This is a genomic window from Herbaspirillum sp. RTI4, assembly GCF_034313965.1.
GTDB lineage: Bacteria > Pseudomonadota > Gammaproteobacteria > Burkholderiales > Burkholderiaceae_D > Herbaspirillum.
In genome coordinates, this window is the sequence record NZ_JAVIWQ010000002.1 from 3,181,664 (window position 1) to 3,205,021 (window position 23,358).

The 23,358-nt window shown below is 59.4% G+C and carries 21 protein-coding genes; 18 read left to right on the top strand and 3 right to left on the bottom strand.

The window, feature by feature from the left end; genetic code table 11:
• Nucleotides 1–92: 92 nt before the first annotated feature.
• The 13 genes from RGU70_RS14235 to RGU70_RS14295 all read left to right on the top strand — a co-directional run bounded on the left by RGU70_RS14235 (nucleotide 93) and on the right by RGU70_RS14295 (nucleotide 12,889).
• Complete coding sequence (locus RGU70_RS14235; protein ID WP_322210058.1) at nucleotides 93–1,259, top strand: ABC transporter substrate-binding protein; 1,167 nt, start codon at nucleotides 93–95, stop codon at nucleotides 1,257–1,259.
• 200 nt (nucleotides 1,260–1,459) lie between these two features.
• Nucleotides 1,460–2,341 (top strand): branched-chain amino acid ABC transporter permease, encoded by an 882-nt coding sequence (locus tag RGU70_RS14240; protein ID WP_322210059.1) that lies wholly within the window; start codon nucleotides 1,460–1,462, stop codon nucleotides 2,339–2,341.
• Nucleotides 2,342–2,345: 4 nt separating this feature from the next.
• On the top strand, nucleotides 2,346–3,212 hold the full coding sequence (locus RGU70_RS14245) for a branched-chain amino acid ABC transporter permease (protein WP_322210808.1): 867 nt from the start codon (nucleotides 2,346–2,348) through the stop codon (nucleotides 3,210–3,212).
• Nucleotides 3,212–3,970, top strand: coding sequence for an ABC transporter ATP-binding protein (locus RGU70_RS14250; RefSeq protein WP_322210060.1), 759 nt, complete (start codon nucleotides 3,212–3,214; stop codon nucleotides 3,968–3,970). Before RGU70_RS14245 ends, RGU70_RS14250 begins: the two co-directional genes overlap by 1 nt.
• Nucleotides 3,967–4,683, top strand: a complete 717-nt coding sequence (locus RGU70_RS14255; protein ID WP_322210061.1) for an ABC transporter ATP-binding protein — start codon at nucleotides 3,967–3,969, stop codon at nucleotides 4,681–4,683. The genes RGU70_RS14250 and RGU70_RS14255 overlap by 4 nt, the downstream gene beginning before the upstream one ends.
• A gap of 136 nt (nucleotides 4,684–4,819) precedes the next feature.
• Nucleotides 4,820–5,557: a hypothetical protein gene (locus tag RGU70_RS14260; RefSeq protein ID WP_322210062.1), complete on the top strand. Its 738-nt coding sequence runs from the start codon at nucleotides 4,820–4,822 to the stop codon at nucleotides 5,555–5,557.
• A 141-nt stretch (nucleotides 5,558–5,698) separates the two neighbouring features.
• The gene (locus RGU70_RS14265) at nucleotides 5,699–7,006 is read left to right on the top strand and encodes an NAD(P)/FAD-dependent oxidoreductase (protein WP_322210063.1); all 1,308 of its coding nucleotides are present in this window, start codon (nucleotides 5,699–5,701) and stop codon (nucleotides 7,004–7,006) included.
• On the top strand, nucleotides 7,003–7,797 hold the full coding sequence (locus tag RGU70_RS14270; protein WP_322210064.1) for a DUF1365 domain-containing protein: 795 nt from the start codon (nucleotides 7,003–7,005) through the stop codon (nucleotides 7,795–7,797). Before RGU70_RS14265 ends, RGU70_RS14270 begins: the two co-directional genes overlap by 4 nt.
• A complete protein-coding gene (locus RGU70_RS14275) occupies nucleotides 7,794–9,044 on the top strand; it encodes a cyclopropane-fatty-acyl-phospholipid synthase family protein (RefSeq protein ID WP_322210065.1) in 1,251 nt (416 codons plus the stop codon). Before RGU70_RS14270 ends, RGU70_RS14275 begins: the two co-directional genes overlap by 4 nt.
• A gap of 85 nt (nucleotides 9,045–9,129) precedes the next feature.
• Nucleotides 9,130–9,957: a hypothetical protein gene (locus tag RGU70_RS14280; RefSeq protein WP_322210066.1), complete on the top strand. Its 828-nt coding sequence runs from the start codon at nucleotides 9,130–9,132 to the stop codon at nucleotides 9,955–9,957.
• Nucleotides 9,958–10,046: 89 nt separating this feature from the next.
• Entirely contained in the window at nucleotides 10,047–10,817 is a 771-nt protein-coding gene (locus RGU70_RS14285; protein ID WP_322210067.1) for an SDR family NAD(P)-dependent oxidoreductase, read from the top strand.
• Nucleotides 10,814–11,269, top strand: coding sequence for a nuclear transport factor 2 family protein (locus RGU70_RS14290; RefSeq protein WP_322210068.1), 456 nt, complete (start codon nucleotides 10,814–10,816; stop codon nucleotides 11,267–11,269). The genes RGU70_RS14285 and RGU70_RS14290 overlap by 4 nt, the downstream gene beginning before the upstream one ends.
• A 99-nt stretch (nucleotides 11,270–11,368) precedes the next feature.
• Nucleotides 11,369–12,889: a deoxyribodipyrimidine photo-lyase gene (locus RGU70_RS14295; RefSeq protein WP_322210069.1), complete on the top strand. Its 1,521-nt coding sequence runs from the start codon at nucleotides 11,369–11,371 to the stop codon at nucleotides 12,887–12,889.
• A gap of 27 nt (nucleotides 12,890–12,916) precedes the next feature.
• On the opposite strand, the gene RGU70_RS14300 is transcribed toward RGU70_RS14295, so the two are convergent.
• Both RGU70_RS14300 and pmbA read right to left on the bottom strand, forming a co-directional pair.
• A complete protein-coding gene (locus tag RGU70_RS14300; RefSeq protein ID WP_322210070.1) occupies nucleotides 12,917–14,512 on the bottom strand; it encodes an MFS transporter in 1,596 nt (531 codons plus the stop codon).
• A 102-nt stretch (nucleotides 14,513–14,614) separates the two neighbouring features.
• On the bottom strand, nucleotides 14,615–15,979 hold the full coding sequence (pmbA, locus tag RGU70_RS14305; protein ID WP_322210071.1) for a metalloprotease PmbA: 1,365 nt from the start codon (nucleotides 15,977–15,979) through the stop codon (nucleotides 14,615–14,617).
• 71 nt (nucleotides 15,980–16,050) lie between these two features.
• Between pmbA and yjgA the strand changes: the two genes are divergently transcribed.
• The 5 genes from yjgA to RGU70_RS14330 all read left to right on the top strand — a co-directional run bounded on the left by yjgA (nucleotide 16,051) and on the right by RGU70_RS14330 (nucleotide 21,091).
• Nucleotides 16,051–16,713, top strand: a complete 663-nt coding sequence (gene yjgA, locus RGU70_RS14310; RefSeq protein ID WP_322210072.1) for a ribosome biogenesis factor YjgA — start codon at nucleotides 16,051–16,053, stop codon at nucleotides 16,711–16,713.
• Between the two features lie 7 nt (nucleotides 16,714–16,720).
• Nucleotides 16,721–17,371: a molybdopterin adenylyltransferase gene (mog, locus tag RGU70_RS14315; RefSeq protein WP_322210809.1), complete on the top strand. Its 651-nt coding sequence runs from the start codon at nucleotides 16,721–16,723 to the stop codon at nucleotides 17,369–17,371.
• Between the two features lie 44 nt (nucleotides 17,372–17,415).
• Nucleotides 17,416–18,108 (top strand): carboxylesterase, encoded by a 693-nt coding sequence (locus RGU70_RS14320; protein ID WP_322210073.1) that lies wholly within the window; start codon nucleotides 17,416–17,418, stop codon nucleotides 18,106–18,108.
• Nucleotides 18,109–18,182: 74 nt separating this feature from the next.
• Nucleotides 18,183–18,578 carry a hypothetical protein gene (locus RGU70_RS14325; RefSeq protein ID WP_322210074.1) on the top strand — a complete coding sequence of 132 codons (396 nt, stop codon included), beginning with the start codon at nucleotides 18,183–18,185 and terminating at the stop codon, nucleotides 18,576–18,578.
• A 92-nt stretch (nucleotides 18,579–18,670) separates the two neighbouring features.
• Entirely contained in the window at nucleotides 18,671–21,091 is a 2,421-nt protein-coding gene (locus RGU70_RS14330) for a heavy metal translocating P-type ATPase (protein WP_322210075.1), read from the top strand.
• Between the two features lie 39 nt (nucleotides 21,092–21,130).
• Here the strand turns inward: RGU70_RS14330 and RGU70_RS14335 are convergent, their stop codons facing one another.
• The gene (locus tag RGU70_RS14335; RefSeq protein ID WP_322210076.1) at nucleotides 21,131–23,245 is read right to left on the bottom strand and encodes a hypothetical protein; all 2,115 of its coding nucleotides are present in this window, start codon (nucleotides 23,243–23,245) and stop codon (nucleotides 21,131–21,133) included.
• Nucleotides 23,246–23,358 lie beyond the last annotated feature (113 nt).

A 23,358-nucleotide genomic window follows, 5' to 3' on the forward strand; every position in this document is an offset into this window, starting at 1 on the left:
ATGAGGGCTGTTTTTACGGTATTCTTCGCAGGTCAAAGCACACAGCGGCAGTCCGGCGCTGAATAAAAATATCATCCCAAGGAGAATCTCCAATGCGATTTACCCCCCTCGTCCAGCCCCTTAAATTCATCTCCGCCCTGCTGCTGGGAGCGACCATGGCCCACGCTGCACTGGCCGCCGACGTCAAACTCGGCCTTGCCGCCGCACTGACCGGCCCTGCTGCCAAATACGGCACAGCGATCAAAAACGGTGCCACGCTGGCTGCCGATGAAATCAACGCCGCAGGCGGCGTCAACGGCAACAAGCTGGTGCTGGTCGCCGAAGACGAACAGGGCAAGAAAGAAGAAGCCATCAATGTCCTGAAAAAACTGATCTTCCAGGACAAGGTCATTGCCGTCGTCGGCCCGACTCTGTCGAACTCGGCATTTGCCGCTGATCCTATCGCCAACGCCTCCAAGGTCGTGGTCTTCGGCACCAGCAATACCGCCGACGGCATCACTGCCATGGGCCCGTTCACCTTCCGTAACTCGGTCATGGAAGCCGACGTCCTGCCGGTCACTGTGCGCGCAGCCGTCAAGCATTTCGGTCTGAAGAAAGTGGCCGTGATTTACGGCAATGACGATGCCTTTACCAAGAGCGGCTACGACGTCTTCAAGGCCACGCTGGAACAGCAAAAAATTGCTGTGACCACGACCGAAGCGTATGCCAAGGGCGATATCGACTTCAAAGCGCAACTGACCAAGATCAAGGCCAGCAATCCTGACGCCATCGTCTGCTCCTGCCTGGCAGAAGAAGCCGCCAACATCATCCTGCAAACCCGTTCGCTGGGCATGAAGCAACCGTTCATCGGCGGCAACGGCCTCAATTCGCCTAAGCTGTTTGACATCGCCAAAACTGCCGGCGACAACACCGTCATGGGCAGCCCTTGGTCGGCAGAAAACCTGACGCCAGCCAACAAGGCATTCATGGCGGCTTACAAAGCCAAATTCGGCAGCGATCCAGACCAGTTTGCCGCGCAGGCTTTTGATGCCATCCATATCATTGCCACTGCATTGAAATCGGTCAAACTGAGCGCCGCTCTGGACAAGGATCGCATTGCACTGCGCGATGCCCTGCCAGCAGTCAAGATTGACGGCGCTACCGGCAAATTCGCTTTCCGCGCTGCACCTGCCGTCGCCGGCAAGCAAGTGGGCTACGACGCGCAGCAAGATGCGACGGTCAGCATCGCTAAAGATGGCAAATTCATCATCCTCAAGTAAATAAAAAGCCGGTACGCCAGACGTACCGGCATAAATACTGGCAAAAGCACTAGCAAAAGCACCAGCATCAATCTGCATTAGCTCTGTATTCAATCCGTAGGCAATCCGTATGCAACCCGCCGCTCCGGCGGGTTGTGTCCTTCACAAGGCAGTGCCCGATCAGCCTCATCGATGACCGTGGCGCGCCATAAGCAGACACTATGCTAGAACAACAACTTATCAACGCCCTCTCGCTGGGCAGTGTCTATGCCCTCTTTGCACTGGGCTTTACGCTGGTCTTCGGCGTGCTCGGCGTCATTAATTTATCGCATGGCGCGATTTTCATGCTGGGCAGTTATGCCGCGCTGCTGCTGGTCGACAAGCTGGCTCTGCCGCTGTGGCTGGCCATGCTGGGCGCGATGCTGATTACCGGCCTGATCGGACTGGCTGTCGACTATCTGGTGCTCAAGCCGCTGCGCGCGCGCAACGCACCGCATCTGGCCCCGATGATCGCCACCATCGGTGTCGCCATCATGCTGACCAATATTACGCAAAGCCTGTTCGGCGCGGAAAACCGTCGTTTTCCGCAAGGCATCATCCCCGAAGACAGCATGACGCTGGGCAACCTGCACGTCACCGCAGTGCAAGTCGGCATCGTCGTCATTGCCTTTGTGCTGATGCTGGTGCTGCTGCTGACGATGCGTCGCACCCAACTGGGACGCGCCCTGCGCGCCATTGCCGAATCACCGAAAGCCGCTTACCTGCTGGGCATCAACGTCGAAGGTCTGTTCTATCTGACCTCCTTCGCCGCCGCTGCGCTGGGCGGTGCGGCCGGCGTGCTGGTCGGCCTGTCCTTCAATGCGATTTCGCCGTTCATGGGCCAGCCTATGCTGCACAAGGGCATCGCCGTCATCATTCTGGGCGGCATGGGCGATATCCGCGGCGCCATGATCGGCGGCTTGTTCCTTGGCTTCGCCGAGGTCATGACGGTGGCCTATATTTCGAGCGATTTCCGCGATGCCGTGGCATTCGGATTGCTGTTTTTGATTTTGTTGGTGAGGCCGTCAGGGATGTTCGGCAAGATCCTGGAAAGAAAGGCCTGACATGATGGACTGGTGGGATGGATTCTGGGCGACCTACAACACGGTCGTCTTTAGCATCGGTGTCAACGCCATGCTGGCGCTGTCGATTTACGTCACGCTGTCGTGCGGCCTGCTGTCGCTGGCTAATGCCGCCTTCATGGGCATCGGCGCTTACACCGCGTCACTCATTACAATGGAAGCCGGTCTGCCGTTTCCGGTGGCGCTGGCCGCTGGCGGTGCCTTGCCGGCCCTGGTGGCACTGGTAATCGGTATGCCGACACTGCGCCTGTCCGGGGTCTACCTGGCCATGGCCACGCTCGGTTTCGGCGAAGTGGTACGCGTCGTGGTGCTCAACATGGGCATTACCGGCGGCCCTATGGGTCTCAACGGCATTCCGCCGCTTACCGAATGGTGGCATATCGTTTTGCTGCTGGGCGTGACGCTGGCGTTCCTGGCGCGGCTGCGACGGTCCAAAGTCGGACGGGCATTTGAAGCGATCAAGGAAGATGAAGTGGCCGCTCGCCTGATGGGCGTCAACGTGGCTGGCTACAAGCTGCTGGCCTTCGTCATCGGTGCTGCGATTGCGGGTGTCGCCGGCGGTCTCAACGCCCATTACACCTTCACCATCGGCGCGAACAATTATGCGTTCGAAAACGCGGTCGATATCCTGACCATGGCCGTCTTCGGCGGCACCGGCAATCTGATCGGACCGACGCTGGGCGCAGCCATCCTGACACTGCTACCGGAAGCACTGCGCCAGTTCCAGGGTTTGCGACTGGCCGCCAACGGACTGATTCTGGTGTTAGTGGTGCTGTATCTGCCGAAAGGTATCTGGGACCCGCGCCGCTTGCGCGATTGGCGTGCGCGGCGTGCCGACAGGAAGGTGAAGTAATGCTGCAATTCAATCAGATCAATAAAAGTTTTGGCGGCCTGCATGTTTTGCAAGGCGTACAGTTCACCGTGCCGCAAGGCGGGATTTTCGGCCTGATCGGCCCCAACGGTGCCGGTAAAACCACGGTATTCAACCTGATTACCGGTCTTTTGCGTGCTTCCAGCGGCAGCATCGTGTTCGACGGCAAGGACATCGGCAAGGTCGCGCCACACAAAATCACCGAGTTAGGCATTGCCCGCACCTTCCAGAATATCCGCGTATTCAAGGAAATGACGCTGCTGGAAAATGTCGTGGTCGGCATGCACGAGCATCTCGATTACAGTTTTGCGGCGCTGCTGCTGAACCTGGGATCATTCCGCGCCGCCGAAAAAGCCGCGCGCGAGCGGGCGCTGGAGCTGCTGTCCTGGGTTCGTCTCGACCACAAGGCGCACATGCTGGCCGACAGCCTGTCCTACGGCGAACAGCGCAAGCTGGAATTCGCCCGGGCGCTGGCGACACAACCCAAGCTGCTGCTGCTCGATGAGCCAGTTGCCGGTATGAACCCGTCGGAAAAAACCGAACTGATGACCGAAATCAATAACATCCGGGAACGCGGTTTTTCGATTTTCATGATCGAGCATGACATGCGCTTCGTCATGGGCCTGTGCGACCGGGTCGCGGTGCTCAATTTCGGCCGCATCATCGCCGAAGGCACGCCCGACCAGATCAAGAACAACCCGGAGGTGATTGAAGCCTACCTCGGCAAGGAAGAAGCATGAACCCGATTTTGCGTATCGAAGATCTGGCCGTCAGTTACGGTCATATCAAAGCGGTAAAGGGCATCAGCCTGAGTCTGAATCAAGGAGAAATCACTGCCCTGGTCGGTGCCAACGGTGCCGGCAAGAGCACCACCCTGCTGGCCATTTCCGGCCTGATCAAAGCACAAAGCGGCAGCGTGTTGCTCGATGGCGAAATCGAACTGACCCGGCTTTCGCCGCACCGTATCGTGCAAAGCGGTGTGGTGCAAGTGGCCGAAGGTCGCGCCATCCTGACCACGCTGACCATTGCCGAAAATCTGGCGCTGGGTGCCTACACCCGCAAAGACAAGGCTGAGACCGCACGCGATCTGGAATGGATATATACGCTATTCCCGGTACTCAAACAGCGCGCCGGCGGACTGGCGGGCAATTTATCGGGCGGCGAACAGCAAATGCTGGCTATCGGCCGCGCTTTGATGGCCAAGCCGCGCATCCTGCTGCTGGATGAACCGTCGATGGGGCTGGCACCTTTGATGGTGCAAGAGATTTTCCGCATCATCGCGGAAATCAACCGTACCGGCCTGACCATCCTGCTGGTCGAGCAAAACGTGCGGCAGGCGCTGCGCATCGCCCAGCAAGGCTATGTGCTGGAAACCGGCAAAATCGTACTGACCGACACCGGAGCCAACCTGCTGACCAACCCTAAAGTCACCGAAGCCTATCTCGGCGGGTAAAACAGCGGCAAAATCGAAGGGCATTGCTTCTTCATTGCTTCTTCATTGCTTCCCTATTGCACCTTCATTGCTCTACTGTTTCAAATGATTTGCCATCAATCCCTTAATTTTTCCTTGACTATTTTAAGGCGTGACCATGCCCATTTATTTGCCTACGAAGACCTTCGCACAAAACAAGATCCTCTCTGAAAACAAGATCGAATCCGATCCGCGCAGATTAAATAACCGTTCTTTTGCATCCCTCCGGCGTCTGACCGGCGCGGCTAACGTCGGTCACTCATCTCCCGCCATTACCATTGTTGCAAACAATCCGGAACTCGATGAGCCCCCACACGAGACGAGCAGTCGTATCAGCCAATTTTCTTCGTGGTTCAGGCAAGTCCGGCAATGGTCTAGCACTCCCTATACCCACCTGAGAGAAAGCGGCAGAAGCTCAATCCGTTCCGCCGATCAGATGACCCTCCATACCATCAGGGAAGATGCAACACCGGACTCAAACGACAAGCTACTGCCACTTCCCTCGCCAGCAGTGGCGCATCGCGGCATCCATGACTCCCAATTGCATTTACTCGATATCGACACGAGCGCACTGGATCAGCATCCGATTCTGAACCCCGCGCCGGTGTGGGAAGCGACGGCACCCTCACCGTCGCCATCGCCATCGCCATCGCAATCACGGCACATTGCCGCATACCCTCCTTGTCCGACCCTGCACCCTACCAGCCAGCGGACACCTCCATCGCCCCGCACGCCCCAAACATCCCAAACGCGCACCGGGCAAGCGCTGGATGAACGCATCCCGCCGCACTTCTTTGTCAACGTGATCGTCCTGCCCCCTCCGGCGCCAGTCCCCAAGCATCCCTGGTCCACGTAAGAGCAGGAACGTTCCTGTTTGACGAGCAGGTAAAAATAATTCTGCGCAAATTGCATCCACCCGCTCCACTGTTACGTATAAGAAAACAACAGACCGACGCCTACCGCGCCGGTCACATCAAAACAAGAAGAAGGATGTTTCATGAAAATTGCAGTCATTGGCTCCGGCATCGCAGGCCTGGCCTGCGCGTGGCGGCTGGCGCAAAGCGGCCGCCACGTCACCCTGTTCGAAGCCAACGATTACTTTGGCGGCCATAGCCACACGGTAGACGTCAGCCTGGAGGGAATGACTTACGGTGTCGATACCGGTTTTCTGGTGTTCAACCACCAGACTTACCCGCAACTGGTGCAACTGTTCCAGCAACTGGACGTGGAAACGGTGGCCACCGACATGTCGTTTTCCGTCAAAGCAGCCGTTGGCAACAGCCATCGTCCACTGGAATGGGCCGGTGCCAGCCTTGACGCCGTCTTCGCCCAGCGGCGTAACCTGTTGAGTCCCCGCTTTCTGCGCATGCTGCGCGACATCCTGCGCTTCAACCGCCAAGCCACCGCACTGGCGAGTGACCCGGCCTCCGACGATTCCACACTATCGTTAGGCGACTTCCTGCAACGCCATCGCTACAGTGTCGAATTCAGCAACTGGTACCTGCTGCCTATGGCCGGCTGCATCTGGTCGTGTCCGACGCAGCAAATGCTCGATTTCCCTATCGCTACCTTCGTCCGTTTTTGCCACAACCACGGCTTGCTGCAAGTGACTGACCGGCCGCGCTGGTACACCGTCAAGGGCGGCTCGCGTCACTATGTCGACAAATTGCTGGACGGCATCCCCGACCGCCACCTCAACACGCCCGTCCGCTCTCTCTTGCGCACCACCATCAACGGCGACGTCAAAGTCGCCCTGCGTACCGACGAGGACGTCTACCTGTTCGACGAGGTGGTACTGGCTTGTCATAGCGATCAGGCACTGGAACTGCTGACCGACGCCAACGACCATGAACGCCAGCTACTGGCAGCGATCCGCTACCAGCCCAATCGCGCCGTCCTGCACACCGACGCCAGCGTGCTGCCGCTGAGGAAAAAAACCTGGTCGGCCTGGAATTACGAAAGCCTCGACAGCAAGGGTGCCGAGCCGCAAGTGTGCGTGCACTACCTGATCAATCAATTACAGCCGCTGCCGTTCAAGACCCCGGTCATCGTGTCGCTCAATCCGGTCAGCCCTATCGATCGATCGAAAATTATCAACAGCTTCGACTACGCGCACCCGGTATTCGACCTCGCCGCGACACAGGCGCAGAAGCAGCTAGGCAGCATCCAGGGACAGCAAGGCGTCTGGTTCGCCGGCGCATGGACCGGCTATGGCTTCCACGAAGACGGACTCAAATCCGGGCTCACCGTCGCCACCGCGATTGCGGAACGCAGCTCAGAACAGCAACAGCAAGACGCTGCATGAGCAGCTCCTCCGCCCGTCCTCTGATTTGCTTCGGTCAGGTGCGCCACACGCGGCTGCGCCCGGTGCAGCATGCCTTCAACTATGGCGTGTATTACCTGCGGCTCCCCCTGCGCGCGCTCGGCCAGAACGATTTTGGCAGCCGCCTGCTCTCGCGCAATCGCTTCAACCTGCTCTCCTTTCACGACCGCGACTACGGCGACGGCGTGCAAACGCCGCTGGAATGGATAGACGGCCTGCTGCAACGCGAAGGCATCACCGATGCCGACGGCGAAATCTGGCTGCAAACTTTTCCGCGCGTGCTGGGCTACGTCTTCAATCCGGTCTCGTTCTGGTTTTGCCACCGCAGTGATGGCGCGCTGCGCGCCGTTCTGTGCGCCGTCAGCAATACCTTTGGCGAACGCCACTGCTATCTGCTGGAAGACCCGGCGACACTGGCCTGGGGCGAGGAATTGCAGACCGAGAAAATCTTTCACGTCTCGCCGTTTTTCAAAGTCGAAGGTCGCTACCGTTTCCGTTTTTTACAGACTTCCGATCAAGACCCTCAGGACGATGCCCCACGCCACGTCGCCCGCATCGACTACGACGACGACGAGGGCGAGCTGCTGCACACCAGCCTGTCCGGCCGCGCCTACCCGGTGAACGAACGTCGGCTGCTGCGCGCCTTTTTCGCTTATCCGCTGATGAGCTTCGGCGTCATGTTCCGTATCCACTGGCAAGCCCTGAAGCTCTGGCGCAAGCGCGTGCCCTTTTTCCGCAAACCGATTCCTCCCGCAAGTAAGGTGACCCGATGACTACTCCTTCCCAAGCCACGCTGGCAGCACCGTTAGCGCTTGACATCACGCACCACACCCCGCTCCATACCGACGGTTTTCCATCGCAGGTCAAACTGATCCTGCAAATGTTGCGCAAGCTGGAACACGGCGCGCTGAGGATGGTGATGCCGGATGGCCAGACCGCCCTGTTCGGCGATCACAGCACACCCATCAGCATCGTTCTGAAAAACTGGGACGTCTGCAATGCGGCCTTGAAATCGGGCGACATCGGTTTTGCGGAAACCTACATCACCGGCTCGTGGAGCAGCGACAATCTGCCGGCGCTGATCGAATTGTTCGTCCACAACCGGGAAAAAGTCGAATCCGCGATTTACGGCACCTGGTGGGGCAATCTGTTTTACCGGATAAAACACGGCTTCCAGCGCAATTCCCGCAGCGGCAGCCGCAAAAATATCCACGCCCACTACGATATCGGCAACGACTTCTACAAGCTCTGGCTAGACCCTTCCATGACGTATTCGAGCGCGCTGTTCAGCGGCGCGCCGGAGCAAACGCTGGAACAGGCGCAAACCGAGAAATATCGCCGCATCCTGAGTCAGTTGCAAGTCGAGGACGGTGCCAGCATCCTGGAAATCGGCTGCGGTTGGGGCGGTTTTGCGGAAGTGGCCGCGCGCGCGCAAGGCGCGAAGGTGACGGGTCTGACGCTGTCGTCGGAACAACTGCACTTTGCCAACCAGCGCATGACGCATGCCGGACTGGGTGCGCTGTCCGATCTGCAACTCAAGGACTATCGCGACGTACACGGTCAATTCGATGGCATTGCCTCCATCGAAATGTTTGAAGCCGTCGGCGAACAATATTGGCCGGCCTACTTCCAGTGCATCGCCCGCAACCTCAAGCCGCAGGGCCGTGCCTGCATCCAGTCCATTGTGATCGCTGACCCGCTGTTCCAGCGCTATCGCAAGGGAACGGATTTTATCCAGCAGTACATTTTCCCCGGCGGCATGCTGCCTTCGCCATCAGCCTTCTGCGAACAGGCGCAACGCCACGGTCTGAAGGTGGTCGACGCCCACCCCTTCGGCCTCAGCTACGCCGATACGCTCGCGCTGTGGCGACGCAGCTTCAACGCCCAGCTCGACGAAATCGGCACGCAGGGCTTCGACCAGCGCTTCGTCCATACCTGGGAGTTTTATCTGGCGTATTGCGAAGCGGGTTTCCGCGCCGGGAGTATCGATGTGATGCAATTCACTCTGCAAAAAATCTGATTCAGTAAAAAAAAGCGTTTCATGAAAGCCGGCACTGAGCTTTCATCAGTACAAAAAGCTCTGATCAAAAGTGAAGGAGAAACGCATGCAAACCTCATCATCGCCCACCCTGTTCCGTCATGCGCCAAAACGCATGTACACCGAGGATGCCTATAACAAGACCAAGGGAAGCCCGGAATTAACCCGGCTCATCTACCGGGTCGGCAACACCGCCGATCTGGCTTCGCCGTCTTTTCGTCGCAGTACCGTCACGCCGCAGGCTGCTTCTCACCGCAGACGGCCACTGTTCAGTACCTGGTTCAGGAACGTGGCGGCATTGGTAAGAGCCTCGGGCAGACGCGTAATCGACTCTGCCACCGCTGTTGCCAGCGACAGAACATCGAGCGCGTCAGCACCACCTCCCCTGGGACAGAGCGCGCTGAAAATCAGGCGCAACGATCCGGCGTGGATTTTTGTTCCCGCCAAAAAAACACACCTGACCAAGCGGCCGCCGCTGCCCGCCTTTTCCGTCGTCACTGTGGCGACGCAAACCGAACCCGCAAAACTGATGGTGTCGGTGGGAACCAGCCCGCACATGCCCTATGTTTCCACCCCCGAATTACGCGCCATGAGGGGCTTGTGTTCGAAATGCCATACGGCGCTGTATGCCGTCCCGATCTCCATCTCACTGACCTCACTCGATTCACAAAAGAAAAGCGACGTGCAAAGTGCCAGGACCAGCCTGATGGATCTCAGAATGGCGCGCCCGATTCCGCTTGAGCAACCGCCGCTGCCGCAGCCCTACGTGTTTCGTTCTGCGTCGTCGGCAAACCGCTTATCGTCGCATGCAGAGCAGTCCCTCGACATCCATCCCCGGCGGATTACGCGACAGCTCACCCTCCCCGGCAAAACCGGCCGATCGTCTCCCTATTGATGTGCGCCGCCGCTTGCCCGATGCCATTTAAAAAATCGGAGCAAGCGCGGCAAACAGCCCTCCCCACCACCAAGACTGATGGATAACACATGATGAATCCCCCCTTACCCGCCTGGCCCGATTGTCGCGTCTGGGTCATCGGCGCCTCCACCGGCATCGGTGCGGAAACCGCCCGTTTGCTACTCGCCATGGGCGCTCGCGTCGCCTTGTCGGCGCGCAGCCAGGACAAGCTGGAACGCGTCGCCGCAGGTCATACCAACAGCCTGACCGCTGCGCTCGATGTGCGCGACCCGGCCAGCATTGCCTCCGCCCGCGATCTGATCCTGCAACAGTGGCAAGGAATCGATCTGGTCCTGATGGTGGCCGGCACCTACACCGAAATGCGCGCCGACAGCTTCGATCTTGCCGTTGCGGAAAACCTGATCGACATCAACGTCAACGGTGTTTTTCGCTGTCTGGACGCGCTCCTGCCCACACTGCTGCAACAAGGGCATGGCGCCATCGGCATCGTCGCCTCCATCGCCGGCTATCGCGGTCTGCCGAAAGCAATGGCCTACGGCCCGAGCAAAGCGGCGCTGATTAATCTGAGCGAATCGCTTTACCTCGATCTGCGGCCACGCGGCATAGGCGTGTATCAAATCACGCCCGGCTTTGTCGATACCCCGCTGACCGCCGGCAACGACTTCCCCATGCCGGCGTTGATGACGGCCCCGGAAGCAGCGGCAGAAATGCTGCGTCAACTACAAGGTCGTCAATTCCTGATCCATTTCCCTAAAAAGCTCACGCTCTGGTTCCGCTTGCTGCGCCTGCTGCCCTACCGGCTGTATTTTGCGCTGATCCACAAGGCGACCGGCTTATGAGGCATTCCACTTCCCCCGTCGTCGCGCCGGATTACCCGATTGCCGCGCTGATCGATTTTTTTGAAACGCTCAGCCTCGACAAGGTGGAACACATCGGCGACATTTACGCTGCCGATGCCCGCTTCAAAGATCCCTTCAATGAAGTGCGCGGCATCGCCGCGATCAAACAACTGTTCGCCCACATGTTCGTGCAGGTCAAAGAGCCGCGCTTTGTCATCCTCAGCAGCACGGCGCAAGACGAGCAACTGTTCCTGACCTGGGATTTCCGTTTTTACATGCCGCGTTTTGCTACCGAAGAACAGTGCATCCACGGCGCGACCCACTTCCGCTTCGATGCCGAGGGCAAAGTCTGCGTCCATCGCGATTACTGGGATGCCGCAGAGGAACTGTATGAAAAACTGCCTCTGCTCGGCAGTTTGATGCGGGTGCTGAAACGCGTTGCGCGCAAATAAACCAAGACCCTCTGATGCCGCTGCCACAGCGCAATGGATGCGCCTATGCGCGCATAGGCGCGGCGTATTTTTCCAACTTCACCTTATCCGGCACATGCCTTGAAAAAATTTAACTCCTCACTGGTCTGGTTCCGCCGTGATTTACGCATCGACGATCACGCCGCCTTGTATTACGCCCTGCGCCAGAGTGAGCGCGTCTACTGCGCCTTCGTCTTCGATACCGACATCCTGCAACCGCTGCTCGACGCCGGATCGGCCAGCGACCGTCGCGTCGATTTCATCCATGCCAGCATCACCGAGCTCGATGCCGCCTTACGCGCGGCAGGCGGCGGGTTAATCGTTCGGCATGCCGCTGCCGTGACGGATATTCCGGCGCTGGCAGAGGAACTGGGCGTGTCCGCCGTCTTCGTCAATCACGATTACGAACCGCAAGCGCTGACCCGCGACCGTCATATTGCGGAAGCGCTGAAGTCCACCGGCAAGCAACTGGTCAGCAGCAAGGATCAGGTGGTCTTTGAAAAAAGCGAAGTCCTGACCCAATCCAACACGCCTTTCTCGGTATTCACCCCGTATAAAAACGCCTGGATGAACAAGCTGGCGGCGGCCGATGGCGATTACTACCTCAAGCCCTATCCGGTAGAGAAGCATCTGGCGGCGCTGGCCCCTCTGCCGAAAAAATACGCCGACAGCATTCCCCCGCTGGCACAGCTCGGCTTTGAGCCTAGCAATCTGGCGCAACTGCCGATACCGACCGGCATGTCGGGCGCGCAGAGCTTGCTGGAAGATTTCCTGCCACGCATGAGCGGCTACGGCGATACCCGGGACTTTCCGGCACGCAAGGGGCCATCGTATCTGTCGGTGCATTTGCGCTTCGGTACGCTGTCGATACGCTCGCTGGCGCGCGCCGCGCTGCAACGCATGCACAGCGGCGAAGGCGCGCGTGGCGCACCGGTATGGCTGTCGGAACTGATCTGGCGGGATTTTTATTTCATGATCCTGCACCACCATCCCCGCGTTACGGAACGCGCCTTCAAGCCCGCCTATGAGGCCATTCGCTGGGAAGACGGTAGCGAAGCGCACGCACTCTTGCAGGCCTGGTGCGAGGGGCGTACCGGCTATCCGCTGGTCGATGCCGCCATGCTGCAACTGAACCGCACCGGCTACATGCACAACCGGCTGCGCATGGTGACGGCCTGTTTCCTGATCAAGGATCTCGGCATTTCATGGCAATGGGGCGAACGTTATTTCGCGCAGCAATTGAATGATTTCGACCTCTCGGCCAATAACGGCGGCTGGCAATGGGCGGCGTCCTCCGGCTGCGATGCGCAACCGTATTTCCGCATTTTCAATCCCATCACACAGTCCGAAAAATTCGATGCGGAAGGGAAATTCATCCGCCTGTATTTGCCGCAACTGAGCAAACTATCCGATCGCCGTATCCATGCGCCGTGGCTGGCGACAGCGCAAGAGCTGCAACAGGCGGGAGTGCGATTAGGAGAGGGAGACGCGGCCAACTATCCCTTGCCGCTGGTGCAGCACGATGTCGCCAGAAAGCGCACGCTGGAGCGTTACGCTGTGGTCAAAACTCCGGCGGTCGTCGCGGAGAATGACCTGGATTAAGGAAATTGAACGAACCCGGCCGCCGCTTTATTCCGGCGTGGCCGGTTCTTCCGTCACCGTAAGAAAACGGATAGGCGGCACACGACGCACCAGCCAGAAGCCCAGCACCGCTGCCAGAATGGCCATCGCAATGCCCATGTGGATCGCATCCACCAGCGCATCCCGCGCTGCCGACAGCAGGGCCGAGCCATCGTGTCCGGCCTGCATCATCTGACTCAGCAAGGCCGATTGCACATCGTGGTTGACCAGAATTTCTGGGTCGCTGAACTCCGCACGCCAACGTCCGGCGTGATCGTTTTCCAGCGCCCGCTCGACGCCGTTGGCATACATTTGATTGACCAGCGTACCGGTCAGCGCCGTGCCGAGCATGCCGCCGATCATGCGCAAAGATTGCAGCAAGGCCGTGGCAATACCGAGATGTTCGCGCCGCGCCGACTGCTGCGCAAAGACCGTCAGGTTCGGCAAAATGAAGCCTAATCCGAGGCCACCGATCAGCATCACCACCAGCATGAAGGTCGCGGAAGTTGCGCGCTGCGTCAGCACCAGCCCGAGGCAGCACAGCGCAATCAGGACAAAGCCCAGATAAAGCATGATCAGCGGATTGCGCAAACGGGTAATGATGCGGCCATTGACGATACTGGCCACGGTGATGCAGGCCACCAGCGGTGTAATCAGCAATCCGGCGTCACGCGGGGAAAGGGTAAATCCCCCCTGAAACAGCAAGGGGGTATAGAGCAAAATCGAAAACATGACGAAGCCGGCCATGATGGAAATCAAGAACAGGCTGGACAAGGCCGGATCACGCAGCATCTCGAACGGCAACAGCGGCTGCGAAGCGTGCTGCTCCCATTTCCACAAGGCAAAAGAAGCACCGACTGCTATGACCAACAGAAGCAGCATGTCGCCGCTCAGACCGTGTTTTGGCAAGAGTTCGACCAGCAACTGCAAGCTGCCGAGCGCGATGGTAATGAGCAAGGCGCCGGGCCAGTCGAGACGGATTTTGGCATCGGATGCGGTGTGGCGAATATGCGGCACATAGCGCCAGACGAAAAACAGCGACAGGACACCAATCGGCAAATTGACGTAAAACACCCAGCGCCAGCCCAAGGACTGGGTCAGTATGCCGCCCAGCGACGGGCCGACCGAGGTCGCAATGCCGAAGGCAGTACTGAGCAGAATTTGCCAGCGCAAGCGCAAGCGGGTATCGGGAAACAAATCGGCGACGCTGGCAAAGGCAGTGCCGACCAGCATGCCGCCGCCGATGCCTTGCAGACCACGCGCCAGCACCAGAAACAGCATGCTGTCGGCCAGTCCGCACAGCGCCGACGCGCCACTGAACACCACGATGGAAGCGACCAGGAAAGGCTTGCGCCCGAAATAATCGCCCAGCCGGCCGAAGATCGGCACCGTAATGACCGAGGTCAGTAAATACGAGGTGGCGACCCAAGCATATAAATCAAAGCCCTTCAGCTCCGCCACGATGGTCGGTAAGGCGGTGCCGACCACGGTCTGATCGAGCGCCACCAGCATGATGACGAAGCATATGCCCAGTGTGGCCAGTAAGGATTCGCGAAAGGGAAGAATTTGCCCGCTGGAATGTGCAGCGTCGGTATGGAGTGCCATCGGGTATCCGTGTTGCCCGGACTGCGCCTCTAGACGCCGTCCGGGATAAAACGCTTTAAATCAATACGTCGTCAATCAGTGCCTCGTCAATGAATGTGTCACTCAGTCGCCGGCAACCATCATGCTTTCCAGCAAGATGGAACCGACCTGCTTGGTACCGCGCACCAGCGTATCGTTGCCGATGGCCACGATCTGCCGCAACATCTCTTTCATGTTGCCGGCGATCGTGATTTCCTCGACCGGATACTGAATCACGCCATTTTCGACCCAGTAGCCGGACGCGCCGCGTGAATAATCGCCGGTCACGTAATTGACGCCCTGCCCCATCAGTTCGGTCACCAGCAGACCCGTACCCATTTTTTTCAGCATGCCGCTGAAATGATCGCCCCGCTTGGTCAGGCTGGAAGTCATCGACAAATTGTGCGAACCGCCTGCATTGCCGGTGGTTTCCATGCCCAGCTTGCGCGCCGAATAGGTCGACAGGAAATAACCCTGCACCACCCCGTCGATCACCACCTGACGGCGATGCGTCCTGACACCTTCTTCGTCGAAAGGAGCGGAACCGACCGCGCCCACGACATGCGGGTCTTCCACGATCTGCACATGCGAAGGCAGCACCTGCTGATGCAGCGAGTCGAGCAAGAAGCTGGATTTGCGATAGAGCGAACCGCCCGATACCGCCTGCACGAAAGCGCCCAGCAAACCCGCTGCCAGCGGCGCTTCGAACAGCACCGGGCAACGGCGCGTACTCAGTTTGCGGGCATTCAAGCGGGCCAGCGCACGTTCTGCGGCGTAACGACCGATGGCTTCCGGCGCGGCCAGTTTGGCCGGATCGCGGCTGGACGAATACCAATCGTCGCGCTGCATATTGCCGCCCTTGCCGGCAATCGGCGCGACCGAAATTGAATGCCGTGAAAACGGATATCCGGCCATGAAGCCGCGCGAATTGGCCGTCACGAAATGCGATTGCTGCGCGTAAATGCTGGCACCCTCGCTATTGGTGATGCGCTTGTCGACTGCAAATGCCGCTGCCTCGCAGCGCTGCGCCAGCTCCACCGCCTCGGCAGCGGAAATCTGCCACGGCGTGCAGAGCTTCAAATCGGGCGGATTGCTTTCCATCTGGTCGGCGTCCGGCAAACCGGCGCAATCGTCGATGGCGGTAAAGCGGGCGATGTTCCAGGCGGCCTCGACCGTATCGCGCATGGCCTGCTGCGAAAAATCCGAGGTGCTGGCATTGCCGCGCCGCACATTGCGACCTTCGCCCAGATAGACGGTAATGCCTATCCCTTTATCCTTGTTTTGCTCTATGGTCTCGATACTGCCCTTGCGCACGGCGACCGACAGGCCGCTGCCTTCGCTGATATCGACCACCGCGTCGGAAGCCCCTTTTTCGCGCGCAAAACGCAGCAGATCGTGGGCTAACTGTTGTAATTGGTCTTGACTATGGATGAATACGCTATCGTTCATGTGCCTGTTTCTAAGGAATGGGTGGCAAAAGGGTTATCATAGCAGTCGTTTAGCTTTCTCTCACATCCCCCATGCCAAATCCCAATCGCGGATCTTGCGGCTTTCAATCCAACGAATTCGAGCAAGAGTACGACCGCCCTTCCAAATCGCAACTTAAACGCGATATGACCGCGCTCCAGAAACTGGGCGCAGAGCTCGTCGCGGAATCCCGCGACCGCGTCAAACGCGTCCCTATGCCAGAAGATGTGCGCGACGCCATCCTTGAATGCCAGCAAATCAAGGATCACGAAGGCCGCCGCCGGCAAATGCAGTATGTCGGCAAAAAAATGCGCACGCTCAACGAAGAAGAACTCGCCGCTATCCAGCGCACGCTCGATAGCTGGCGCGGCCTGTCGAAAGCCGACACTGCCGCCATGCACGCGCTGGAACGCCGTCGCGAAAAATTGCTGAAAGATGATGCCGAACTGACCAAGCTGCTGGGTCTGTATCCGCAACTCGACGCACAGCAATTGCGCACGCTCATCCGCAACGCCCGCAAGGAACAAGCGGAAAACAAGCCGCCCAAGGCTTACCGCGAAATTTTCCAGATCCTCAAGCAATTGCAGGCTGGCGGCAAAACCAAGCGCGATCACGACCATGACGGCGAAGACGATGCCGACATCGATGACGGCATGGACGACGGTGACGACGAACACTACAAGCACGATGGCCACGACGAGCACGACGGCGTCTGAGTCTGCCATGCACAGCGGTGACGAAGTCAGCGTCGATGCCAGCCACGACACGGCCGATACCCTGCGCATCGGTCTGGTCTCGGTTTCCGACCGCGCCTCCGGCGGCGTGTATCAGGATCAGGGCATTCCCGCCTTGCAGGAATGGCTGACAGGCGCGCTGCGCACCCCCTGGCGCGCCCATACCCGACTCGTTCCCGACACCCGCACCGACATCGAAGCCGCGCTGATTGAGCTGGTCGACGTGGTCGGCTGCCATCTGGTACTGACTACCGGCGGCACCGGCCCGGCGCGACGTGACGTGACGCCGGAAGCCACGCTGGCAGTAGGCACCCGCGAAATGCCCGGTTTCGGCGAGCAAATGCGCCAGATCAGCCTGCAATTCGTGCCGACCGCCATCCTGTCGCGTCAGGTCGCGGTGATTCGCGAAATGCCGGCCGAGGTCTCCCTGCATGCCGCACTCATCATGAATCTCCCGGGTCAGCCCAAATCGATACGGGAAACGCTGGAAGGCCTGCGCAACGCCGACGGCAGCGTCCGGGTTCCCGGTATTTTCGCGGCCGTTCCCTACTGCATCGACCTGATCGGCGGCCCGTATAGCGAAACCGATGACGCCGTTTGTCAGGCCTTCCGTCCCAAGTCTGCGCGCCGCCCGGCCTAGCGCCTCTTGCCAATCCGAACGACCCTTCTCGAATCGACACCGCCATGACAACACCTCTGCTGGAAACCATCGAACTTGAAAGTGCCGCCAACCCCACTGCGGCCGTCATCTGGCTGCATGGTCTGGGCGCTGACGGCGGCGACTTCGTCCCCATCGTCAAGGAACTTGATCTGGACGGCTGCGCGCCTATCCGTTTCATTTTTCCTACCGCGCCGACCATGCCGGTCACGATTAACGGCGGCTATGTGATGCGCGCCTGGTACGACATCGTCGCGCCCTCCCTGGTGGTCAATGAAGACGAAACCGGACTGCGCGCCTCGCAACACGCCATCGAACAACTGATTGCCCGCGAAATCGCCCGTGGCATTCCGGCCGAACGCATTGTCCTCGCCGGTTTTTCGCAAGGCTGCGCAATGACGCTGCACACCGGACTGCGCTATCCGCACAAACTGGCCGGTCTGCTCTGCCTGTCCGGCTACCTGCCTTTACGCAGCCTGATCGCGGCCGAACGCAACCCCGCCAACCAGCACACGCCTATTTTGATGGCGCATGGCAATGCCGACGGTGTCGTCGCCCCCATCCGCGCAGAACAATCGCGTGATGTGCTGACCGGGCTGGGCTACCAGATCGACTGGCGCACCTATCCGATGCCGCACTCGGTATGCCCGGAGGAAGTGAGCGACATCGGCCACTGGTTGCAACAGGTACTGCCATCGGCCCCCTCCGCAGGAAACTAAGTCGGCAGAACAGGGAACAATTTCACCGGCTTGCCCGGTCAAATTGCTCCCTTCACTACTTCTCAGAGTTTTCCATGGACCGCATTCCCGCTGGCAGTACCTTTCGCAATACGCCCCGTATCGCCCCTCATGGCACCGACACCCCCGCTCCGCCTGCCACACCAAAAACAAAACGACGCCAGACCGTGCGGGAATCCCTGCTGGTCAGCACCCTGATTCGCGCCCATATCACCTCCCTCTCCGTACCTATCGACACCTCGGAATGGCTAGCGTCGCCGGCAAGCGGTCGGCGGCGTCACAAAGCCGGCACGAGCAGCCGCTCCGCCTCTCTTTCTGCTCGAACGATAAACACCTCGCCTTCGCCGGCGCAAGAATCGCGTGCAAAAACACGCATGAAAACCGAGCCTGTGCCGATAGCGACAAGCAGCGCGGACAACGCCCACACCGTATCAAGGCAGCCGTCCGCATAGAAGCAAGACCGATGGCAAAGGGTAGCGACGCAGCCTAGGGTGGTAAGCTGGGCCATTGAACATGAATCAGCTTGACTCACTCAGGAGACCCCATGCCTGCCACCGCTGCCGCCCCCAACACGGCAAGATCAACCGAGGCGCTACACGACATCACCTTGCAAATTGAAGGTATGTCCTGCGCCTCCTGCGTTGCCCGCGTTGAAAAAGCGCTCGCCAAAGTCCCCGGCGTCTATACCGCCTCGGTCAATCTGGCCACCGAAAAAGCCACGCTGAGCGTCAACGCCGAAGCCGATACCGGCCCCAGCACGGCCATACTGCTGGCGGCCGTCCAGGCCGCCGGCTATCACGCCCAGCTACTCGAACCGGATGCGCCACCGCTCGCACCGGAAGCGATCACCAGCCTGCCGGTATGGTGGCCGGTCGCGCTCAGCGCTTTGCTCAGTGCGCCCCTGCTGCTGCCGATGTTGCTGCTGCCCTTCGGTGTCGCCTGGCAATTACCGCCGTTCTGGCAATGGCTGCTGGCAACGCCGGTGCAATTCTGGCTGGGCGCGCGCTTTTATCGCGGCGGCTGGGCAGCAATTAAAGCGCGTAGCGGCAATATGGATTTGCTGATCGCACTCGGTACCAGCGCCGCTTACGGCTTGTCGCTCTACGAATGGTGGCTACCGCAAGCGGCCGGATCGATGACAACGATGACGACAGCGATGGGTAAGGGACTGATGCACGCCGCGCCGCTGTATTTCGAAGCCTCCGCCACCGTCATCACTCTGGTACTGCTGGGAAAATGGCTGGAAAGCCGCGCCAAACGACAAACCACCGAGGCCTTGCGTGCGCTCAATGCGCTGCGTCCCGCACACGCTACCGTGCGTCGTAACGGCACCGACCGCCAAGTGCCACTGTCAGCGCTGGTGGTAGGCGATCTGGTTCTGGTACTGCCGGGCGAACGCATCCCGGTCGATGGCGCAGTCAAGGAAGGCAGCAGCCATGTCGACGAATCGCTATTGACCGGCGAAAGCCTGCCGGTGGTCAAAGACCCCGGTTCACGCGTGAGCGCCGGGGCCATGAATGGCGAAGGGAGTCTGCTGATCGCCACGGCGGCTATCGGTGCCGAAACCATGCTGGCGCACATCATTCGCATGGTCGAACAGGCGCAGGCCGTCAAAGCGCCGGTACAGCGGCTGGTCGACCGTGTCAGCGCCGTCTTCGTGCCGATCGTGCTGCTGATCGCCGTTGCCACGCTACTCGGCTGGGGTCTGCTCGGCGGCGACTGGCCGCAGGCGCTGTTGCACGCCGTCGCCGTGCTGGTCATCGCCTGTCCCTGCGCGCTGGGTCTGGCGACGCCGACGGCGATCATGGCCGGTACCGGCGTGGCAGCGCGGCACGGCATTCTGGTCAAGGATGCCGAGGCGCTGGAAAACGCGCACAGAATAGATACCGTGGCCTTCGACAAAACCGGCACGCTGACAGAAGGCCGGCCGCAGCTTAGCGCCTTGCATGCGTCCAATGGCGACAAAACAGCCCTGCTCAATGCCGCCGCCGCGCTGCAACGCTATAGCACCCATCCGCTGGCGCAGGCAGTGCTGGACGCGGCGCGGGATGCAACGCGGGATACCGCAAGTGATGTAGCAAATGATGCAACACGCCATGCGGCAATCCATACGACTGCGGATTCGGCACCAACGCAAGCATTGCCAACCTCAAATTCAACCAACACCAGCGCACAGGAAGCCTCGTCGACCGGCGGGCAGACTGTGGCGGGACGCGGCGTGCAAGGCGAGTGGCAGGGGCGCACTTACTTTCTGGGCAGTGCGCGCTGGATGCAGGAACTGGGCGCCGATTGCGCGTCCTTGCAAGCGCAGGCAGACATACTGGAAACGCAGGGCAATACCCTGTCCTGGCTGGCACGAAAAAACGCTGAGGGCTCAGTGGAAACGGTTGGCTGGCTCGCTTTCAGCGATACCGTCAAATCAGGAGCGGCGGCGGCGGTAGCGCAACTACAGGCATTGGGAATCAGCACCGTCATGTACACCGGCGACAATGCAGGTAGCGCAGCCAAAATCGCCACAGCGCTGGGCATCAACAGTTACCGGTCGGGAATGCTGCCCGACGATAAGGCTAATGCCATCAGCGCTTTGCGCGCCGAAGGGAAAGTCGTTGGTATGGTCGGTGATGGCATTAACGATGCCCCGGCACTCGCGGCGGCCGATATCGGCATCGCCATGGCCAGCGGCACTGATGTGGCCATGCAGGCAGCCGGCATCACGCTCATGCGCGGCGATCCGGGTCTGGTGGCGGATGCGATTGATATCTCGCGACGCACTTACGGAAAAATCCGGCAAAACCTGTTCTGGGCGTTTATCTACAATCTGGTGGGCATACCACTGGCGGTTTCCGGCCTGCTCAATCCGATGATTGCCGGTGCGGCCATGGCTCTGAGCAGCGTCAGCGTCGTGAGCAATGCCTTGCTGCTGCGCCGCTGGCGGCCTGCTTCGAAGAGGAAAGAAAAGCAATAAGCTCCATGCGCCTCCGCATGGCGCATGGTGAGGACAAGATCAAACCCAAATGACTCGGGTACCAGTCAGCTGCGGCGCAGTGGCCGCTGCGGATATTGTTGCAGGCATTGCCTGATTCATGGGACTCACGGGCGGCAATTGCTCCACCCAGGCTTTATGGATGGCGATACTGCGTACGCCATGAATCAGATCGAGCAGATGATGCGAAGCGGCGCGGCGCAAAAATTTGGAGTCGGTCTTCATTTGCTTGGCCAGTGCGGCGGCCAGTCGCGCATGGTAAGCCTCCCTGGCCTCCGGCTGACTTTGCACACAGGCATAAAAATGGGCGCGGCTCAGCACACGTGAATTCTGACCGGCCGGGATGCGGAAGTAGCGTTTGATCCGCTCATTATCGACATGCTGCAAATCTTTGACGGAACCCTCCACCACTTTTTGTTGTATGGCGTCGGACAGTGCCAGCTCCTGCCCCAGATCCGTATTGAGCATCCTCGTCAATAATTTTTCCCGCACCTCGGCGGTGCTGCCCGTAAAGAACTCACGGGGATATTCCGACAAGAAGAGTTTTTCCATCCGGATAAGGTCGCTCCTGAGCAAACCGGTGCGCAGGGCAGAGAGCCCCCGCGCCCTGAGCAAACCGAGTACATGGTCGTAGATAGCGCCCGCCCGGTTCTCCTTTGCCGCCGCGCGCAAGATGAGGCCATGCAGTTTGGCGAGAACCAACTCGTCTCGCGCATCCAGGTAGCGTTCCTTGGCTTCAAAAATTGCACCTTGCATGCCGACTGTGTTCACTACCGTATCGTTATTATGCTGTTTCGCCCATTGCCTTGAGGACGCGGAAACGTCCTCACCGACAAACTTTCGCTCCTTGCTTTCATACACGGCACGCTCGATGGCGCCGGCCACCGTCAGCGGCGCACCCACTGCCGACAAGGCCACACCGACCGGTACGCCAGCGCCAGAAAAATTGGCGATATTGCCCGCCGCCATCAGGCTTTGTCCCGTTACCGTCAGTGCGCCGTAGCTGATCGAATGATGTTTGTTGTAATACCGTTCACGCAGTAGCCCTTCTCTGACCGAAACATAGGCTTCTTTACCGATAACGTCCTGCACGCATCCCAGCACATGCGTATCCTGATCGAGCATCTGCTCCCGGATCAGGCCGGTATGCAGTTTCGATGCGCCGTAGGCCGCCATGGCGATCTGGGCCGGAAGGAATACTGCGCCCGCGACGGTCGAGAGCACCTCGCCGGCGACCGCTGCGCCGACGGCAACCGCCTCCGGTGCGACATCGGTCACGATCCCCGCAATTCCGCCGCCTGCGGCCACTGCCATGCCAGCCGTCATCCCGGTCATTCCACTGGCTCCGGCAACGCTGAAATTGCGGTCTGTGCGTTCAATCTGGCGGCGATTCTCGCTCAAGGCGTAACGGCCGAGTTTATGTATCAGCGCCGGACTGGCGCTGCGGCCCGCAACACCAGAACTGCGCTTGAAAAAATCGGACGACAATTGATGGAACGAAGGTCTGCCTATCGGCCAGGATTGCGCCAGTCTTTGTCTGAGACTCAGCTCCGGCTGATCAGAATGCTCTGCAGGCGTCGCCTGGTCATTGCCGCTGTCCTTGAGAAGTTTGCCGGCCTGTTGGAACAAGTCCTTGATGTCGGCCAGTTCCAGCGACGACCTGCCTTCACGTTCGAGCTGAGAAAGAATATCGCCTTGCTGGCGGTACAGCTCCCGCAGCAGCGCAGGATAATCATCCCGAAATCGCTCCATGGATTCATCGATGGCGCCCTTGCTGCCCACGCCGACAAAGGGAATCGCCACACCCAGCACAGTCAGAGAGGCGATGGCTTCCCCAAGCTGCGGCAGGAGTTGTCCCAGCAGCGAGGTGAAATCGTCTATGCCGTCGATGGTGCGCAAACTGCGGTAAGCCACGTCGAAAGGAGCGGCAAGGGCATGCTTTTTAGTGGAACTCTGCACCTTGTAGGTTTGCGGATGAAAAAAGGAGCGTTTCAGGGTGATGTCGGACATAAGTTGCTTTCTGAATAGTGACGAATCAATGGAGTCGGCGTTGGAGTCGGCGATGGAGTCGGCGTTGGAGTCGGCGATGGAGTCGGCGTTGGAGTCGGCGATGGAGTCGGCATTGGCGAAAATCATTCAGTTTTCAGCGGCGCGCAGCAAGTCATGGGTAGCGATGCGTGATGTCCACACAAGCGTCAACTCAAACCGAGCAGTATTCTGAAATACAGAAATAAAAGCTATATGATCCG

Excerpts from the sequence above, each read along its gene's own strand:
- RGU70_RS14245 (WP_322210808.1), top strand. The coding sequence starts at position 2,346 with ATGGACTGGTGGGATGGATTCTGGGCGACCTACAACACGGTCGTCTTT.
- pmbA (WP_322210071.1), bottom strand. The coding sequence starts at position 15,979 with ATGAACGATAGCGTATTCATCCATAGTCAAGACCAATTACAACAGTTA.
- RGU70_RS14325 (WP_322210074.1), top strand. The coding sequence starts at position 18,183 with ATGGACCGCATTCCCGCTGGCAGTACCTTTCGCAATACGCCCCGTATC.
- RGU70_RS14240 (WP_322210059.1), top strand. The coding sequence starts at position 1,460 with ATGCTAGAACAACAACTTATCAACGCCCTCTCGCTGGGCAGTGTCTAT.
- RGU70_RS14250 (WP_322210060.1), top strand. The coding sequence starts at position 3,212 with ATGCTGCAATTCAATCAGATCAATAAAAGTTTTGGCGGCCTGCATGTT.
- yjgA (WP_322210072.1), top strand. The coding sequence starts at position 16,051 with ATGCCAAATCCCAATCGCGGATCTTGCGGCTTTCAATCCAACGAATTC.
- RGU70_RS14285 (WP_322210067.1), top strand. The coding sequence starts at position 10,047 with ATGATGAATCCCCCCTTACCCGCCTGGCCCGATTGTCGCGTCTGGGTC.
- RGU70_RS14275 (WP_322210065.1), top strand. The coding sequence starts at position 7,794 with ATGACTACTCCTTCCCAAGCCACGCTGGCAGCACCGTTAGCGCTTGAC.
- RGU70_RS14265 (WP_322210063.1), top strand. The coding sequence starts at position 5,699 with ATGAAAATTGCAGTCATTGGCTCCGGCATCGCAGGCCTGGCCTGCGCG.
- RGU70_RS14330 (WP_322210075.1), top strand. The coding sequence starts at position 18,671 with ATGCCTGCCACCGCTGCCGCCCCCAACACGGCAAGATCAACCGAGGCG.
- RGU70_RS14270 (WP_322210064.1), top strand. The coding sequence starts at position 7,003 with ATGAGCAGCTCCTCCGCCCGTCCTCTGATTTGCTTCGGTCAGGTGCGC.
- RGU70_RS14260 (WP_322210062.1), top strand. The coding sequence starts at position 4,820 with ATGCCCATTTATTTGCCTACGAAGACCTTCGCACAAAACAAGATCCTC.
- RGU70_RS14255 (WP_322210061.1), top strand. The coding sequence starts at position 3,967 with ATGAACCCGATTTTGCGTATCGAAGATCTGGCCGTCAGTTACGGTCAT.
- RGU70_RS14300 (WP_322210070.1), bottom strand. The coding sequence starts at position 14,512 with ATGGCACTCCATACCGACGCTGCACATTCCAGCGGGCAAATTCTTCCC.
- RGU70_RS14335 (WP_322210076.1), bottom strand. The coding sequence starts at position 23,245 with ATGATTTTCGCCAATGCCGACTCCATCGCCGACTCCAACGCCGACTCC.
- RGU70_RS14235 (WP_322210058.1), top strand. The coding sequence starts at position 93 with ATGCGATTTACCCCCCTCGTCCAGCCCCTTAAATTCATCTCCGCCCTG.
- mog (WP_322210809.1), top strand. The coding sequence starts at position 16,721 with ATGCACAGCGGTGACGAAGTCAGCGTCGATGCCAGCCACGACACGGCC.
- RGU70_RS14280 (WP_322210066.1), top strand. The coding sequence starts at position 9,130 with ATGCAAACCTCATCATCGCCCACCCTGTTCCGTCATGCGCCAAAACGC.
- RGU70_RS14320 (WP_322210073.1), top strand. The coding sequence starts at position 17,416 with ATGACAACACCTCTGCTGGAAACCATCGAACTTGAAAGTGCCGCCAAC.
- RGU70_RS14290 (WP_322210068.1), top strand. The coding sequence starts at position 10,814 with ATGAGGCATTCCACTTCCCCCGTCGTCGCGCCGGATTACCCGATTGCC.